Raw genomic sequence first — 16,894 nt, 5'->3', positions numbered from 1 at the left:
TTTGTGGTGGCCTCTTCTCTTACTGCGTGCCTGCTTTGAACGACAACGAAGACTGTCTATCAATGGAAGAAAAAATCCATGACCGGTTGTTGACGTGGTGGGAAGTCCCTGTAGAAAAAATCCATGACCGGTTGTTGACGTGGTGGGAAGTCCCTGTAGAAATAAAGGAGGAGGGACGCGCCCTGCGCGGACCGGGGGACATTCGCGGAGAAAGCTACCCGGTGGCCTCGGCCCGCGCCCGCCACGGCACCTCAGCCCGCACCCCGGACCGTACCCCCACCGTGTCTCCCCAGAATGACTGAGAAGACCACCCGGCTCCTCGTCGGCCCCTTCAACCGCGTCGAAGGCGACCTCGAAGTAGCCCTCGACATCGCCGACGGCCGCGTGCGTTCGGCCCGCGTCAACGCCACCATGTACCGCGGCTTCGAGCAGATCCTCACCGGCAAGGCGCCGCACGACGCGCTCATCTACGTGCCGCGCATCTGCGGCATCTGCTCGGTCTCGCAATCGGTGGCGGCTGCCCGTGCGCTGGCCGACCTGGCCGGGGTCACGCCGCCGCCCAATGGCCAGCATGTGACCAACCTGATCCTGGCGACCGAAAACCTGGCCGACCACCTCACGCATTTCTACCTGTTCTTCATGCCGGACTTCATGCGGCCGGTCTACGCAGCCAAACCCTGGCACGCCGAAGCCGTGCGCCGCTTTGACCCGCAGGCCGGTGAGCAGACGCGCCAGGCCATTGCGGCGCGCCAGCGCTGGTTCACGCTGCTGGGCACGCTGGCCGGCAAGTGGCCGCACACGCAAAGCATCGAGCCGGGCGGCAGCACGCGGGCGGTGGAGGCGGCCGAGCGCGTGCGGCTGCTGGCGCGCGTGCGCGAGTTCCGCCGATTCCTGGAGCAACAACTGTTCGGCGCCGCACTCGAAGACATGGCGGCGCTGGCCAGCGAAGACGCGCTGTGGGCCTGGCATGCGCACGACCCGCTGCGCGGCGACCTGCGCCTGTTCCTGACCATCGCGCGCGATCTGGATTTGGCCTCGTTGGGGCGTGGGCCGGGCCGCACTCTGAGCTTTGGCGCCTACCCGCAGCCGGGCGGTGGCCACGCGCTGGCGGCCGGCGTCTGGCGCGCAGGTGGCAGCTGGAGTGCGCCGGACGCACAGGCCATCACCGAAGACGCCACCCACGCCTGGCTGGACGACCACGGCGCGCCCCGCCACCCGCTGCAGGGCCTGACCCGGCCGGATGCCGACAAGCCCGACGCCTACACCTGGAACAAGGCGCCGCGCCTGGCCGGCGAGGTGGTGGAGACCGGCGCCATCGCGCGGCAACTGGCATCGCAGCATCCGCTGGTGCAGGACGTGGTCGGCCGCCATGGCGCCACGGTGTTCACGCGGGTGCTGGCGCGCGCGCTGGAACTGGCGCGCGTGCTGCCGATGATGGAATCGTGGCTGCTGCAGTTGCACAGCGGCGAGCCCTATTGCGACGCGACCGCGCTGCCGGACGAAGGCCAAGGCATCGGCCTGTCGGAGGCCGCGCGCGGGGCACTCGGCCACTGGCTGGTGGTGCGCGGCGGGCGCATCGCCAATTACCAGATCGTCGCGCCCACCTCGTGGAACTTCTCGCCGCGCGACGCCGCCGGCACGCCCGGCGCGCTGGAGATGGCATTGGAGAACGCACCCGTGCAGCCTGGCGAGCAGACGCCGGTGACGGTGCAGCACATCGTGCGCTCGTTCGACCCGTGCATGGTCTGCACGGTGCACTGAGCCTGACCACACACGCACACCTCATCCACTCGGCGCCTGTGCCGACAGGGGCAAACCGATGCTCTCCTACAGCGTGTGGCGTGGCCGCGTCATAACCTTACCGGGTGAATGGTATGCACCGCGCTCTCGCCCCTGCCGCCCCCGCGCGGTCATGGCGGACGTGCGATCGGTCAGCTGTGGAACAGTTGGGCGCGCGCTACCCGGGTGATGGCTGCCACGCAGGGGTGGGTGATGCGACGCTCCACCGAGATGGCGAAGAACTCTTCCGCAAGCTCGGCACTGCGCCCCAGCACCTCCACACCGTATTGCGCCACCGTCTGCTGCTCCAGCACCGAGGGCGACATGAACACACCGCGCCCCTCACGGCCAAAGGCGTTCATGAGCGCTGTGTCGTCGAACTCGCCCACGATGCGCGGGCGGATTTGCAGGCGCGCCAGCCAGGGGTCGAGCTGTTGGCGCACGGCCGAGGCCGCGCCCTGCACCAGCATGGGCGCACCCTCCAGACACTGCGGAAACTCGCCTTGCAGACTGCCGCGCAAGGTCGGCGCGCAAAAAAATGTCATCGGGCTGCGGCCCAGCGCGTGGTTGAAGGCGCGCACGCTGACCTTGCCCGACACCCGCTCGTCGGCGATCACCAGATCGAGCCGATGCAGCGCCAGTTGGGCCAGCAACTCGTCGTACTTGCCTTCGTGGCAGATCATGCGCACCGGCTCGGGCACGTCCAGCGCCGGCGAAAGCAACTGGTAGGCCACTGTCTTGGCCACCGAATCGACAACGCCAACGCGAAATTCCAGCGGGCGCCGTTCGCCCCGCTTGTGGCGCACGGCGGCTTCCAGCTCGGCGCCAAGCGCGAAAATCTCCTCGGCGTAGTCCAGCGCGACACGGCCCTGCTCAGTCAATTCGAGTCGTCGGCCCTGTTTGCGGAACAATTTGTGGCCGATCCAGTCTTCAAACAACTTGATCTGGCCGGACAGGGTTTGCGGCGTGGTGTGCAGCTGCTCACCGGCGCGCATCACCCCGCCCGCCTTGGCCACCACCCAGAAATAACGCAGGTGCTTGAAGTTCATGCTGAAAAGTTCCTGCGGTTTTCTCGAAGTGTTTTGTCTTCAAAATCGAATATACGCGAAGTGTGATCGCGTCTAGAGTCCCGTCTTCCGAACCACGAATCCAACAAAAGGAGCCCGCCATGCGACTGACCACCAAGAGCCGTTTCGCTGTCAACGCGATGATCGACGTCGCCCTGCGCGAACACCTGGGGCCTGTGACGCTGTCCGCCATCGGCGCGCGCCAGCAGATCTCGCTGTCCTATCTGGAGCAGATGTTCAGCCGCCTGCGCCGCAGCGGCCTGGTCGAGAGCGCACGCGGCCCGGGCGGCGGCTACACCCTGGCGCGCAAGGCCAGCGGCATCACCGTGGCGGACATCATCCTGGCCGTGGACGATCAGGCTGCGGCCGATGCCCAGGGCGCCGCGCTGGTCGGCCCCGGTACCGACCCGAAGACCGCCAGCGAGCTCTGGGACAGCCTGTCCGCCTGCATGCTCGACTACATGCAAGGCGTCTCGCTGCGCCAGCTGGTCGACGAGCAGCGCGCCAAGGGCGTGACGATCGAGGCCGGCCCTGCCCGCCGCCGCGCTGCAGTGCAGCCCAAAGCGCGCCCTTCTGTGGTCAGCGCGCCCAACTCGGTGTTCGCCTACGGCAAGTACCTGCAGCTGAAAAGCTGAGGCCGGGCCCGGCAAGGCGGGGCTGGCCCTTGCCCGGGCCGCGCTTTCGGCGCATCCTGCACCCACGTCTCCTACCACTTTCGGGAGTTCATCGTGCACCCCTCCAGCTCCTCGCGCGCCAGCCCACCACACCGCGCACACCAACTCCTCCTGTCGCTTTGCCTGGGCCTTGGCCCCGCCCTTGCACAGGCCGCGGCGCCGCCACCTCTGGCCGCCCAGCAAACCATCGATGCGTTGAGCCGCGCGCATGCCGCGGTCGTTGGCGTGCAGGTCAATGCGACGGAAAACGCGGTGTCGGCCGAGACGCTGGGGCGCCATCGCCAAGGCACGGGCGTCGTGATCGGCCCCGATGGCCTGGTGCTCACGATCGGCTATCTGATGCTGGAGGCTGAGACGATCCAGATCGTCACGCGGGACGGCCGCTCCCTGCCGGCGCAAGCCGTGGCTTACGACCTGGCCACCGGTTTCGGCTTGCTGCGGCCGTTGACCCCGCTGCGCGGCGTCGTGCCCGTCCAGCTGGGCAATGGCCAGGACATGGCGCCCGGCGTGGTGCTGATGGTCGGCATGGGCGGCGCCGAGGGCGCTGCCGGCGACGTGGCCATGACGCAGCTGGTCAGCAAGCGGGCCTTCTCAGGCTATTGGGAATATTTTCTCGACGCCGCGCTGTTCACCAGCCCGCCGGTGCCGAACCACTCCGGCGCGCCGTTGTTCAACCAGCGGGGCGAGCTGGTGGGCATTGGCAGCCTGTTCGTCATGGATGCGCTGGGCGCCAACCAGCGCTCGCCGGGCAACATGTTCGTGCCGGTCGATCTGCTCAAGCCGATCCTGGCCGAGCTGCAGAGCACCGGCAGCACCCGCGTCAGCCGGCGCCCCTGGCTGGGCCTCAGCTCGGTGGAGCAGGACGGCCGGCTGCAGATCGTGCGCGTCAGCAAGGAGAGCCCGGCACTGGCCGCCGGCCTGAAGCCGGGGGACGTGGTGCTGGCCATCGACGGCGTCAAAGTCACGACGCTGGAGGCCTTCTACAAAAAGCTGTGGGACCGCGCCGCACCGGACGGCGAGGTCGAGCTGACCGTGCTGCAGGGCGCCGACGTGAAGACCGTCACCGTCAAGACCGTCGACCGCATGACGACCATGCGCAAGCCCGCCGGGATCTGAACCGGCGCCGGCGTCGGCACCGCAGTCATCGCCCACAGGCCCTGAAGCGGCATCCGCGCCACCTGGCGTCGATGACGCAGCGACGTCAGCGCTACAGCGCTCTGCACGGCCATGCACCGACTCGCACGCTTCACCCCCCGCGCAGCCCCTCTGCCACGGTCGGGTAGCGCAACTTCAGCCGAAGTTCACGCCGCATGCGCGTGTTGACCAGCCGGCGCGATTCCGACATGAAGCTCAGCACCCCCAGCGGCAACTGCGCCGGCGCGGCGCTGCGGGCCACGCGCGGCGGGCGTGGCAGGCCGTACAGGTCGGCCGCCAGGTCGAAGTAGTCGCCCATCTTCAGCTCGGTGTCGTCGTTGACGTTGACGGCCCGCTGCGGCTTGCCGCGCCACAGCGCCGCGATGCAGGCGCGCGCCAGATCGTCGGCGTGGATGTGGTTGGTGTGGACATCGTCCTCGGCGCGCAGCACCGGCGTGCCGCGCAGCAGCCGCTCGCGCGGCGTGCCGCCCGCGCGGTCGGGTGCGTAGATGCCGGGTATGCGCAGCACGCTGGTGCGCACACCGGCCACGCGGCCGAAGAAATGCACCGCCGCTTCGGCATCCACACGCCGCTGGGCACGCTCGGTGTGCGGCGCCAGCGCCCGCACCTCCGTCACCCGCTCACCACTGCAATCGCCATAGACCCCGCTGGTCGACCCGTAGACCAATGCCCGCGGCGGCGCGCGGCGCAGCAGCGCCCGGGCCAGCGCCCGCGTGCGCGGATCGCCGCGCCCTTCGCCTGGCGGCGGCGCCAGGTGCAGCACGCGGTCGGCCAGCCCGGCCAGCCGGCGCAGCGAGGACGGGTGGTCCAGATCGCCCTGCAGCGGCACCAGGCCGCGCGCGCGCAGCTCAACGCAGCGCTCAGGCGATGAGGTCAGCGCCAGCACACGCAGGCCCGTCGGCATCTGCGCGGCGACGCGCTGGCCCACATCGCCACAGCCGACGATGAGCACGCGGGCGCGGCGAAAGCGCGCGGGCAGTGCCCCGAGCGGTGATTGGTTTGAAGGCAAAATCCCGGCTCCACAAGCGGCGAAAAGCCTTCGAGGATACCCAAAGATGAACAGCACCACGGCCGCCGCGCCGGAGTTCCAGATCACCGTGCAACCCAGCGGGCGCGCGTTCCGGGCAGCTGCCGGTGAAGCGATCCTGGCCGCCGGCATCCGCCAGGGCGTCGGCCTGCCCTATGGCTGCAAGGACGGTGCCTGCGGCTCGTGCAAATGCAAGATGCTGGAGGGCCGCGTCGAGCATGGCCCGCACCAGAGCAAGGCCTTGTCGGCCGAAGAAGAAGCCGCCGGCTTGATCCTCACCTGCTGCGGCGTGCCCCAGACCGACGTGGTGCTCGAATCGCGCCAGGTCACCGACGAAAGTGCCTTCCCGATCAAACGCATGCCCTCGCGCGTGATCAGCCTGGCCAAGGTGTCGCACGATGTGATGCTGGTCAAGCTGCAGCTGCCGGCCAACGACGCCATGCGCTACCACGCCGGCCAGTACATCGAGTTCATCCTGCGCGACGGCGCGCGGCGCAGCTACTCCATGGCCAATGCGCCGCACACCGCCCTGCGGCCCGATGTCACGCCCCCCGTCGGCCCCAGCGTGGAGCTGCACATCCGCCACATGCCCGGCGGCAAGTTCACCGACCACGTGTTCAGCGCCATGAAGGAGAAAGAGATCCTGCGCATCGAAGGCCCGTACGGCAGCTTCTTCCTGCGCGAGGATTCCGACAAGCCCATGGTGCTGTTGGCCTCGGGCACCGGCTTTGCGCCGCTGAAGGCCGTGATCGAGCAGCTGCAGTTCAAGAACATCACCCGCCCCGCCACGCTGTACTGGGGTGGGCGCCGGCCGTCGGACCTGTACATGGACGACTGGGTGCGCGCGCGCATGGCCGAGATGCCGCACTTGCGCTATGTGCCCGTCGTCTCCAACGCCATGCCCGAAGACAACTGGACGGGCCGCACCGGCTTCGTGCACCGCGCCGTGCTGGAAGATGTGCCCGATCTGTCGGGCCACCAGGTCTATGCCTGCGGGGCGCCCATCGTGGTCGACTCGGCCCGCGCCGACTACACGGCCCAGGCCGGCCTGCCGCCGGAAGAATTTTTTGCCGACGCGTTCACCACGGAAGCCGACAAGGCGCAACCATGAACTTCAATGCAAGTCGCCGCGCCGCGCTGCTGGCCGCCCTCGCCCTTGCCGCCGCACCCGCGCTGGCGCAGAACAAGCCCATCCGCCTGGTCGTCCCCTACGCACCCGGCGGCCGATCGACGTCACGGCCCGCGTGCTGGCCGAGCGCGTGAAAGACAGCCTGGGCACCGTCATCATCGACAACAAGCCGGGTGCTGGCGGCAACATCGGCGCCGACATCGTGGCCAAGGCCGCGCCGGACGGCCTGACCATCGGCATCGCCGCCACCGCCACGCACGCCGTCAACCCCTGGCTGTACCGCAAGATGCCGTTCGATGCGGCGCGCGATTTCGCCCCCATCACGCAGATGCTGCGCGTGCCCAATGTGCTGGTCATGAATGCAGAGACCGCCCAGCGGCTAAAGATCAACACGCTGGCCGACCTCATCGCCTACGCCAAAGCCCATCCCGCCAAGCTGAACTACGGCTCGGGCGGCAACGGCAGCGCCGGCCACCTGGCCGGCGAGATGTTCAAGGCCCAGGCCGGCATCTTCGCGCTGCACATTCCCTACAACGGCGGCAACCCGGCGCAGCTGGCGCTGCAGTCGGGCCAGGTCGACTTCAACTTCGACAACCTGGCCACGGCGGCGCCCGGCATCCGGTCGGGCAAGCTCAAACCGCTGGCCGTCACCACGCTGCAGCGCTCGCCTGCGCTGCCCGATGCACCGCCCATTTCCGAGACGCTCAAGGGCTTTTCCATCGACACCTGGTGGGGCCTGGTGGCGCCTGCCGGCACGCCGCCGGACGTACTGGCACGGCTGAACCAGGCCTTCGTCGCGGCGCTGCAGTCGCCCGAGACGCGCCAGCGCTTCGCCAACCTGATGGCCGAACCGGTGGCCAACACGCCGACCGAGTTCGGAACGTTCATGCAGGCTGAGCTTGTCAAGTACGAGCGCCTGGTCAAGGCCTCGGGCGCGCAGGTCGACTGAAAGCTTGAGAGGGCGTTCGCTTCCAGATGGCAGCGCCGGCCCCAGTGCACCGGCATGAAGATCGAGTAGGCGACTCGCGAGGGTGCCGGCCGCCTTTCAATCAGGCGGGCATCTGCGTATCGGGCGCGTCGGTGAGGGCAGCCTGCGCGGCCGTACGGTAGGCCGCCCGGCCCAAGTGCCACGCCAGCCAGGCCGCCGCCAACAGCATCGCTGCGCCCGAAGCCCCGAGCAGCAGCCCGGTCGGCCATTGCGGAACCAGCCAGCCGCCCAGCTGCGCCAGCGCCGGGGCAAAGATCAACACTGCGAACGCTGCCAACAGCGAGCCCTTGAAATCTCTCGAATCCGCGTCGATCAACGCTGGTTCGTGTGCGCGCATGCCCCAGTTCTCCTTGCCAGACCGCGACGGGCGGCATCGTTTGGATCAGAAAAGGGGCTGCCACGAAGACAGCCCCAAAACGATGCATCCGCTTCCCAGAAAGCACCTTGTCAGGATGCATCGAGACACGATGATCCGTGACGCGATGTATCCGGTTTGTAGGAGACGTTCCCGCGGAGGGGCAGGTGAAAGCCCGGGCCGGTCGCCACAGCCACAGCCACAGCCACAGCCACAGCCACAGCCACAGCTACAGCCACAGCTATCGCTACGGCGACGGTGGCGCAGGCAGCGAACCGCCCGCGTCAGCTGGGCTGCAGCAGAAGCGGGCCGGCGCTGGCGCCGCGCTCGTCCAGCCGGAAGGTGCTGACCAGCCGGGCCTGCTTGAGCGCCTCGGTGCGCAGGGACGCTGCGGCGGCGGCGGCCTGCTCGACCAGCGCCGCGTTCTGCTGGGTGGTGGTGTCCATCTCGACCACGGCCTGATTGATCTGTTCCAGACCGCTGATCTGCTCGGCGCTGGCGGCGGTGATCTCCCCCATGATGTCGGTCACCCGCTTCACGCTGGCGACGATCTCGCCCATCGTCTCGCCGGCACGTGCCACCAGCGCGCTGCCGCCATCCACCTGTGCGACCGAATCACCGATCAGCAGCTTGATCTCCTTGGCGGCGTCGGCCGAGCGCTGGGCCAGCTGCCGCACCTCGACCGCCACCACCGCAAAGCCGCGGCCTTGCTCGCCAGCGCGTGCCGCCTCGACCGCCGCGTTCAGCGCCAGGATGTTGGTCTGGAACGCGATGCCGTCGATCACGCTGATGATCTCGACGATCTTGCGCGATGCGGCGTTGATCGATCCCATCGTCTGCACCACCTCGGCCACCACCTGGCCGCCGCGCACCGCCACATCGGATGCGGTCTGCGCCAGCGCGTTCGCCTGGCGCGCGTTGTCGGTGTTCTGGCGCACGGTGCTGGTCAGCTGCTCCATCGACGCAGCGGTCTGCTGCAGCGCACTGGCCTGGCGCTCGGTGCGCGCCGACAGATCGTCGTTGCCCAGGGCGATCTGGTTGGAGGCAGCGGCGATGTTGTCGGTGCCGGCGCGCACCTCGCCGACGATGCGCTGCAGGTTGCCGTTCATCTCCTTGAGCGCCTGCATCAGCTGGTCCGGCTCATCGGGGTAGCGCACAACGATGCGGCTGGTCAGCACCCCGGACGCCACCACCTGGGCCACTTTCACCGCCTCGCGCAGCGGCAGGATGATGCTGCGCGCCACGGCCACCGTGAGAACGACGGCCGCCGCCAAGGAAATCCCCATGATCACCAGCATCAGGACGCTGGCGTCGCGGATCGTGTCGCGCGCCTGGGCCTCGTCGCGGCTGATGCGCGCCGTCGCCAGCGCCACGATCTGGTCCACCACCTGCCGGTGCATCTCGTAGGCCGCGCTCATCTGCTGCATGGCGCTGGCCACGTCGGCAGCACTCTCTGCCTGCAACGCCGGCACCAGCCGGTCGAACCCCAAGCGGTAGAACTCGAGCGCCGGCGTGTGGGATTTCTCCAACAGCAGCGGTCCGGTCTCGGCGTCCAGACCCTCCTTTGCCCAGAACGCATGGCGGGTATCGAACTCGCCCTTGAGCGTGCGCAGCCGGGCGATCAGCCCGTCACGCCGGGCGCCGGCCTCGCTGCTGGCCAGCTGCAGCGCCACCAGATAGGACTCGATGATGTAAGCAGGCGGCGGCAGAACATCGGCCACCAGGTCCTTGCCCTGCACGATCTGCTGGTACGCCGGGCCGTTGACCTTCAAGGCACCGAGCGTCTTGAAAGCCCAGCCCGCCGAGACCATGAATCCCAGCGCGAAGATGCCGATGAGCACCGAAAGGCGACCGGACAGCTTCAAGTTACGCAACGCAGCCATGACCACTCCAGAGGCAACCTGCGGGCATGATCATCAAGAAATACACCAATGTCCAGCCGGATTAGCACAAACCCCTCTCAGATACTGTCGGACAACAGGAGAATCTGACGACATTCGTACAACAATGACAGGTAACTTCCCATCTAACTCGCTCCAATCGTGTGCCCCACATGCATCGCACATAGCCCTCTGAAGGCCCCTTGCCGGTGGCCCGATCCATCGCCAGGGTCATCGCTGCACCGTGCAGCGGCGGCGGCGGTGCTTGGGACGGTGCCCATGTCTTTGACTGGAGGCCCAGGTCGTACATGAATGCGTGGATCGCGGACCGACAGGTGCTGGCACTGTCGTTGCAGGCGACAGTGCTGTCGCACGCCAAGGTGCGCGAGGCCGCCACCGCTTTTGCCACGGAGCTGGCGAACGGCCGCGGCTGTGCCCGGGTCAGCGTCGGCTTCTTGCGCAACGGCCTGGTGCGGATGGCCGCCGTGTCGCATGGCGACAGTGACGGCCAGCGCCTGCAGCAGCACGCCTACGGGGCCGTGACAGCGGCGATGGACGAAGCCGTGCAGCAGGGCATCAGCGTGTGCTGGCCGGCCGAGGGCGCACCGGCCATCCGCCTGGCCCACCGCGCGCTGCTGAGCGACCGCGGTGGCGCGGCAGCCAGCATTCCCATCGTGCACCTGGGCCAGGCCTGCGGTGCCATCACCTGCGAATGGACCACCACCCCGCTGGACCTGGCCGTGCTGGTGGCCGAGATCGAGAACATCGTCAGCCTGGCCGGCCCGGTGCTGCTGCTGATGCACCACAAGGAGACGCCGCTGCACCTGCGCGTGGCCGACAGCACGCGCCAGGGGCTGCGTCGCGTGCGCGAGGGCCACCGGGCAGCCCTGGTGGCGGGCCTCGCGCTCGGCGCGCTCGCACTGGCCGCGCTGCTGGCCATGCCGGTGGACCACCGGGTCGGTGGCCGGGCGCGCATTGAAGGCGAGCAGCAGCGCAGCCTGGTCGCGCCGCTGGACGGATTTCTGAAAGCCGTGCACGCGCGCCCCGGCGATCGGGTGCAGGCCGGCCAGGTGCTGGTCGAGATGGCCGACCAGGACCTGACGTTGCAGGGCCGCCGCTGGACCAGCGAGCTGGGCCAGCAGGAGAACGCCTACGCCAGCGCCATCGCCCGCGCCGACCGCGCCGCCATGGTGATCGCGCTGGCGCGTGCGGACGAGGCGCGCGCGCAGCTGGCGCTGGTCGAGGCCGAGCTGGCGCGCACCCGCATCGCCGCCCCGTTTGCCGGCATCGTCGTGGACGGCGACCTCACGCAGTCGCTGGGCGCGCCGCTTGCGCGCGGCAAGCAGCTGATGCTGCTGGCGCCGCTGGACCGCTACCGTGTGATGGTGCAGGTCGACGAACGCGACATCGGCCGCCTGCGCGTCGGCCAGAGCGGCAGCCTGGCACTGGCCGCGCTGCCCTGGGACACCCTGGCCTTGCAGGTCACCCGCATCACGCCGGTGGCCCGCGCAGTCGAAGGGCGCAACGTGTTCGAGGTCGAGACCGACGTGCGCGCCGACGTGGCCCGCATCCGGCCCGGGCTGGAGGGCGTGGCCAAGATCGACGTCGGCCGCGCAGCGCTGGCCTGGGTCTGGCTGCACCGCGTGGCCGAGTGGGCACGCCTGACCGCGTGGTCGTGGACACCGTGACCATGGCATCCGCCCCGCGCCCCTTCGCCGCCCGCAAGGCGTCGCCACAGGCCGACGCCACGCTGTTCAGCGCCAGCTGGCACCGCGTGCAGGGGTTGCGGCCGCAGCTGCGCGGGCATGTGGAACACAAGCTGCAGATCCAGCGCGGCGCACCCTTCCACGTGCTGCGCGACACCCAGAGTGACAGCGTGGTGCGGCTGAACGCCGCCGCTTATGCCTTTGTCGGCCGCTGCGACGGCAACGCCACGGTGCAGCAGATCTGGGACGCCATGGTGGCCGCCCGGCCGCACGACGCCCTGTCGCAGCCCGAAGTGATCGAGCTGCTGGTCGGCATGCACCGCCGCGCCCTGATGCAGTTCGACGTGACGCCCGACGTCGAGGCCCTCTTCCATGCGCAGGACAAGCGCCGCCGCCAGCGCCGCGCCGGCGGCGTCAACCCGCTGGCGTTTCGCGTCGCCCTCGGCAACCCGGCCGCGCTGCTGCATGCGTTGCGCCGCCTGGGGCCGCTGCTGTTCTCACGCTCGGGCTTTGCGCTGTGGCTGCTGGCCACCGCCGCCGCCGCGCTGGCGGCGGCCATGCACTGGGATGCACTGGTGCTGAACGCCCAGCGCATGCTGGGCGCGCCCGGCTACCTGCTGATGGCCTGGCTCTGCTACCCCCTGATCAAGGCGGTGCACGAACTGGCACACGGCCTGGCCCTGCAGCGCTATGGCGGCCAGGTGCGCCAGACCGGCATCACGCTGATCATGCTGAGCCCGGTGCCCTTCGTCGACGCATCGGCCGCCGATGCGCTGCGCGACCGGCACCAGCGCGCGGTGGTCAGCGCCGCCGGCATCATGGCCGAGCTGGCCATGGCCGCATTGGCGCTGGCGGTCTGGCTGCTGGTGCAGCCCGGGCTGGTGCGCGACATCGCTTTCATCGTCGTGCTGACGGGCAGCGTTTCCACGCTGCTGACCAACGGCAACCCGCTGCTGCGCTACGACGGATATTTCGTGCTGTGCGACCTGATGGACCTGCGCAACCTGGCCACCCGCAGCGGCCGCTGGTGGCGCGAGGGCCTGGGCCGCGTGCTGTTGGGGGTAGTGAACCCCAACCCGGTGGAGCCGCTGCCGGGCGAGCGCGGCTGGCTGCTGGCCTACGCTCCCCTGTCGTGGGTTTACCGGCTGGTGCTGTCGGTGGTCATCGGCCTGTGGATCGGCTCCTATTCGGCACTGCTCGGTGTCTTCGTCGGCGCGCTGCTGCTGGGCGCCACGCTGGTGGTGCCGCTGTGGACCGCGTTGAAGGCCCTGCAGCTGGGCACGCTGCACGACACGCGGCGCGGCTGGGCCATGGCGCGCATGGCCCTCGTGGCCGTGGCGCTGGTGGCCCTGCTGGGCTGGCTGCCGGTGCCTTTCAACAGCGTGGCCCAGGGCGTGGTGTGGTTGCCCGAGCAGGCCCAGATCCGCGCCGGCACCGATGGGTTCATCGCCCGGCTGCACGCCCAGGACGGCCAGCGGGTGCAGGCCGGCGCACTGATCGCCGAGCTGCAGGACCTGCCCCTGGTGGCGCGCCGCGCCAGCCTGGCCAGTGACATCGCCGAGGCCGACGTGCGCCTGTTCCACGCCATCGTCCAGGCGCCGCAGGAGGCGCCCGACCTGCGCGAGAAGCTGGCCTACAGCCAGGCCGAGCTGGACCGTGTGGACGAGCGGCTGCGCCTGCGCGAGGTGCGCGCGCAGGCTGACGGCACACTGGTGCTGCCGCACGCGCAGGACTTGCTGGGCCAGTTCCGCCAGCGCGGCGAGCCGCTGGGCCATCTGCTGACCAGCGCGCCGCAGGTGGTGCGCGTGGCGTTACCGCAGCAGCAGGCCGAGCTGGTGCGCACGCGCCAGGGTGAAGTGCGCGTGCGGCTGGCCGACGATCTGGCCACAGTGCACGCCGCGCGCATCACGCAGCAGGTGCCCGGCACGCTGGCACGCCTGCCCAGCGCCGCGCTGGGCGATCTGGCCGGCGGCGCCATCGCCACCGACCCGGCCGACGCGCAAGGCCTGACGCCACGCCAGCCGGTGGTCGTCATGGACGTGGAGCTGGCCGCCGCCACCGGCGAGCGCTACGGCGCACGCGCGCTGGTGCGCTTCGCGCACGGCCATGCACCGATCGCCACCCAGGCCCTGCGCAGCCTGCGCCAGCTGGTGCTGGGCCATTTCGAGCCGGCAGGATGAACAGCGCCGCCCTGCCCACCCCCGGCCTGCGCTGGGGCGACTACCCCGAACGGGCCGAGCCCGCCGGGGCACGCTGGCGCCGCGCCTTTCTGCCCGCCTGGCCGCAGCTGCCCGGTGCGCTGCGGCGCCGCGCCGACAGCGTGCACCGCCAGGCTGCCGCGTGGCAGGCGCTGCCACCCGCCGATTTCGCGGCCCTGCGCGATGGCGTGCAGGCCGCGCTGCTGCAGCACGGCCTGCGCGACCCAGCACTGGACCAGGCTGTCGCCTACGCCGCCGAGGCGGCCCGCCGCGCCACCGGGCGCCAGGCCTACAGCACCCAACTGATGGCCGCACTCAGCCTGCTGTCGCGCCGCATGGTAGAGATGGCCACGGGCGAGGGCAAGTCGCTCTCGGCCGCCATCGCCGCCAGTGTTGGCGCGCTGGCCGGCGTGCCGGTGCACGTGCTCACCGCCAACGACTACCTGGTGCAGCGCGACGCCCGCGCCTTCGCACCGCTGTACACGCTGCTGGGCCTCACGTCAGACTGCGTCCTCGCCAGCCTGCCAGCCGACCAGCGCCGCGCCGCCTACCGCTGCGCCGTGGTCTATGTCAGCGCACGCGAAGTTGCGTTCGACTACCTGCGTGACCGGCTGTTGCAGGGTGCCGGCCGTGGCGCGCTGCAGCGCCGCGCCGCCGCGCTGGGCCACGCCGCCGGACCCCAGCCCGTGTTGCGCGGCCTGTGCATGGCCGTGATCGACGAGGCCGACAGCGTGCTGATCGACGAAGCGCAGATGCCGCTGGTGCTGTCGCGCGAAGTGCGCGACGCCGCCAGCCGCGCCTTTCTGTGGCAGGCGTGGGCGCTGTCGGCGCGGCTGTCGGCTGGCACCGACTTCGACCTTCTCGACGTGCCCGAGCGCATCGCCCTGCGCGAGAGCGGCCGCGCCCGCCTGGCCGCGCTGGCACAGGGACTGGGCCCGCTGTGGCTCAACGGGCGCCACCGCGACGAGACCGTGCAGACCGCCCTGACCGCGCGCCACCTGCTGCAGCGCGACCGCGACTACGTGTGCGTGCCCGCCACCGACCCCGCACGCGGTGAGGAAATCGCCATCGTCGACCGCGTCACCGGCCGCATCGCCGAGGGCCGGCGCTGGTCGCGCGGCCTGCACGCGCTGGTGGCGCTGAAGGAAGGCTGTCCCATGCCGGCGCAGGTCGAGACGCTGGTGCAGATCACCTTCCAGCGCTTTTTTCGCCGCTACCACCATGTGTGCGGCATGAGCGGCACGTTGCGCGAGGGCCGCGCCGAGCTGCGCGCCCTGTACGGCTGCACGCTGCAACACGTGCCGCTGCGCCTGCCCTACCGCGGCACCGCCTGGCCGACGCGCTGCTACACCGACGATGCGGCGCGCCGCAGCGCCGTGGTCGCGCGGGCCGGCGCACTGTCGGCCACCGGCCGGCCGGTGCTGATCGGCTGCGACTCGGTCGCCGCCACGCAGGCGATGGCGCAAGCACTGCAGCAGGCCGGCATCGACCACCAGGTGCTGCACGCGCGGCTGGACGCCGAGGAGGCCGCCATCGTGGCGCGCGCCGGCCGGCGTGGCCAGGTCACGGTGGCCACCAACATGGCCGGCCGGGGCACCGACATCGAGCTCGACGCAGCCGCGCTGGCCGCCGGTGGCCTGCACGTGCTGAGCTGCCAGCGCAACGGCTCGCGGCGGCTGGACCGCCAGCTCGCCGGCCGCGCAGCCCGCCACGGCGAGCCGGGCAGCCACGAATGCTGGATCGCGCTGGACACCGACGCGCCCGCCACCGCGCCGCGCCTGTCCGCGCTGCGCCAGGGGGCGCGCTGGTGGCCCCGCGGCGCAGACGCCACCGGCCGCATCGCCCTGGCGCCCTGGCTCGCCTTGCTGGCCCTGCGGCTGGCCCAGCTCGGCGGCGAACGGCGCCAGGCGCGCCAGCGCCGCCGGCTGTTCCAGCACGACCTGGCGCTGGACGCCGGCCTGTGCTTCACCGGCCCGCTCTGAGCCCATGACACACGAACTCCGATCCCCACCGATGATCCTGCACACCACCCACCACCCGCCGCCCGCACGGCCGCCAGCCGCACTGCACCTGGCGCTGTGCGCACTCGCACTGGCCCCGCTGGGCGCGGCCGCACAACCAGCATCGCCACCCACCCCGACACAGGCGCTGGCCTGCCTGATCCAGCCGGCCCGCGTCGCCGAGATCGGCAGCGCCGTGATCGGCGTGGTCGAGTCGGTCGAGGTCGAGCGCGGCGACAGCGTGCGCAAGGGCCAGGTGCTGGCCCGGCTGCGCTCCGACGTGGAGCGCGCCAGCACCGATGCCGTGCGCTCGCGCGCCCAGAGCCAGGCCGAGCTGCGCGCCGCCATCGCCGCACGCGACCTGGCCCAGCTGCGCCTGGAGCGTGCCCGTACGCTGAAGGAGCAGAACTTCGTTTCCACCCAGGCTGTGGAGCAGGCCCACGCCGAGCTGAAGGTGGCGCACGAGCGCGTGGGCCAGGTGCGCGACGCGCTGCGCACCGCCTCGCGCGAGGTCGCCGTCTCCGACGCCCAAATGTCCCAGCGCGTGCTGCGCGCACCATTCGACGGCGTGGTCGTCGAGCGCTACGCCAACGTCGGTGAACGCTACGAAGAAAAGCCGCTGCTGCGGATCGCCGCCATCTCGCAGCTGCGCGTGGAAGTGGTCGCGCCCACTGCGCTGTTCGGCACGCTGCAGCTGGGCCGCCAGGTGACTGTGCAGCCCGAGCTGCCCGGGGCGCGGCCGCGCACGGCCCGCATCACGCAGATCGACCGCGTGCTGGACCCGGCCAGCAACACCTTCCGCCTGCGCCTGGAGCTGCCCAACCCCGACCACGCGTTGCCGGCCGGCCTGCGCTGCCGGGTCGACCTGGGCCAGCGCGCCGCCACCCCGGCCAACGCGACGCCACCGGGAGCGGCCGCACGCCCCTGACCATCGCC

General features: G+C 70.5%; 13 protein-coding genes and 1 pseudogene. 10 read left to right on the top strand and 4 right to left on the bottom strand.

The window, feature by feature from the left end:
- Both AC099J_RS06540 and AC099J_RS06535 read left to right on the top strand, forming a co-directional pair.
- Positions 1-302 (top strand): hypothetical protein (locus AC099J_RS06540; protein ID WP_479614409.1); only part of this gene is annotated, 302 nt, incomplete at its 5' end.
- The gene (locus AC099J_RS06535; protein WP_479614408.1) at positions 295-1,761 is read left to right on the top strand and encodes a nickel-dependent hydrogenase large subunit; all 1,467 of its coding nucleotides are present in this window, start codon (positions 295-297) and stop codon (positions 1,759-1,761) included. The genes AC099J_RS06540 and AC099J_RS06535, both read left to right, overlap by 8 nt.
- A 170-nt stretch (positions 1,762-1,931) precedes the next feature.
- Here AC099J_RS06535 and nhaR read toward each other — a convergent pair whose 3' ends face one another.
- On the bottom strand, positions 1,932-2,828 hold the full coding sequence (gene nhaR / locus AC099J_RS06530; RefSeq protein WP_479614407.1) for a transcriptional activator NhaR: 897 nt from the start codon (positions 2,826-2,828) through the stop codon (positions 1,932-1,934).
- A 119-nt stretch (positions 2,829-2,947) separates the two neighbouring features.
- Here nhaR and AC099J_RS06525 point away from each other — a divergent pair, with 119 nt between their 5' ends.
- Both AC099J_RS06525 and AC099J_RS06520 read left to right on the top strand, forming a co-directional pair.
- Positions 2,948-3,481, top strand: coding sequence for an Rrf2 family transcriptional regulator (locus AC099J_RS06525; RefSeq protein WP_479614406.1), 534 nt, complete (start codon positions 2,948-2,950; stop codon positions 3,479-3,481).
- 234 nt (positions 3,482-3,715) lie between these two features.
- On the top strand, positions 3,716-4,636 hold the full coding sequence (locus tag AC099J_RS06520) for a S1C family serine protease (RefSeq protein ID WP_479614405.1): 921 nt from the start codon (positions 3,716-3,718) through the stop codon (positions 4,634-4,636).
- A gap of 130 nt (positions 4,637-4,766) precedes the next feature.
- Here the strand turns inward: AC099J_RS06520 and AC099J_RS06515 are convergent, their stop codons facing one another.
- Entirely contained in the window at positions 4,767-5,684 is a 918-nt protein-coding gene (locus AC099J_RS06515; RefSeq protein WP_479614404.1) for an NAD-dependent epimerase/dehydratase family protein, read from the bottom strand.
- 46 nt (positions 5,685-5,730) lie between these two features.
- On the opposite strand from AC099J_RS06515, the gene AC099J_RS06510 reads away from it, so the two are divergent.
- Together AC099J_RS06510 and AC099J_RS06505 are read left to right on the top strand one after the other, a co-directional pair.
- A complete protein-coding gene (locus AC099J_RS06510) occupies positions 5,731-6,813 on the top strand; it encodes a CDP-6-deoxy-delta-3,4-glucoseen reductase (RefSeq protein ID WP_479614403.1) in 1,083 nt (360 codons plus the stop codon).
- Positions 6,810-7,780 (top strand): annotated as a pseudogene (locus tag AC099J_RS06505) (Bug family tripartite tricarboxylate transporter substrate binding protein). The gene AC099J_RS06510 and the pseudogene AC099J_RS06505 overlap by 4 nt, the downstream one beginning before the upstream one ends.
- Positions 7,781-7,880: 100 nt before the next feature.
- Here AC099J_RS06505 and AC099J_RS06500 read toward each other — a convergent pair.
- The gene (locus AC099J_RS06500) at positions 7,881-8,156 is read right to left on the bottom strand and encodes a hypothetical protein (protein WP_479614402.1); all 276 of its coding nucleotides are present in this window, start codon (positions 8,154-8,156) and stop codon (positions 7,881-7,883) included.
- A 302-nt stretch (positions 8,157-8,458) separates the two neighbouring features.
- Positions 8,459-10,057: a methyl-accepting chemotaxis protein gene (locus AC099J_RS06495; protein WP_479614401.1), complete on the bottom strand. Its 1,599-nt coding sequence runs from the start codon at positions 10,055-10,057 to the stop codon at positions 8,459-8,461.
- A gap of 305 nt (positions 10,058-10,362) precedes the next feature.
- Here AC099J_RS06495 and AC099J_RS06490 point away from each other — a divergent pair, with 305 nt between their 5' ends.
- Genes AC099J_RS06490 through AC099J_RS06475 form a run of 4 tightly spaced genes read left to right on the top strand, consistent with a single transcriptional unit; the run spans position 10,363 to position 16,886 of the window.
- Positions 10,363-11,742: an efflux RND transporter periplasmic adaptor subunit gene (locus tag AC099J_RS06490; RefSeq protein WP_479614400.1), complete on the top strand. Its 1,380-nt coding sequence runs from the start codon at positions 10,363-10,365 to the stop codon at positions 11,740-11,742.
- A 2-nt stretch (positions 11,743-11,744) separates the two neighbouring features.
- On the top strand, positions 11,745-13,940 hold the full coding sequence (locus AC099J_RS06485; protein ID WP_479614399.1) for an efflux RND transporter periplasmic adaptor subunit: 2,196 nt from the start codon (positions 11,745-11,747) through the stop codon (positions 13,938-13,940).
- Positions 13,937-15,940, top strand: coding sequence for a preprotein translocase subunit SecA (locus AC099J_RS06480; RefSeq protein ID WP_479614398.1), 2,004 nt, complete (start codon positions 13,937-13,939; stop codon positions 15,938-15,940). The genes AC099J_RS06485 and AC099J_RS06480 overlap by 4 nt, the downstream gene beginning before the upstream one ends.
- Positions 15,941-15,971: 31 nt before the next feature.
- Positions 15,972-16,886: an efflux RND transporter periplasmic adaptor subunit gene (locus AC099J_RS06475; RefSeq protein WP_479614397.1), complete on the top strand. Its 915-nt coding sequence runs from the start codon at positions 15,972-15,974 to the stop codon at positions 16,884-16,886.
- Positions 16,887-16,894 lie beyond the last annotated feature (8 nt).

It is taken from the genome of Rhodoferax sp. RT4P68, assembly GCF_056521305.1.
The sequence above is the reverse complement of the archived record's forward strand: the minus strand, read 5'-3'. Positions and strand labels throughout refer to the sequence as shown.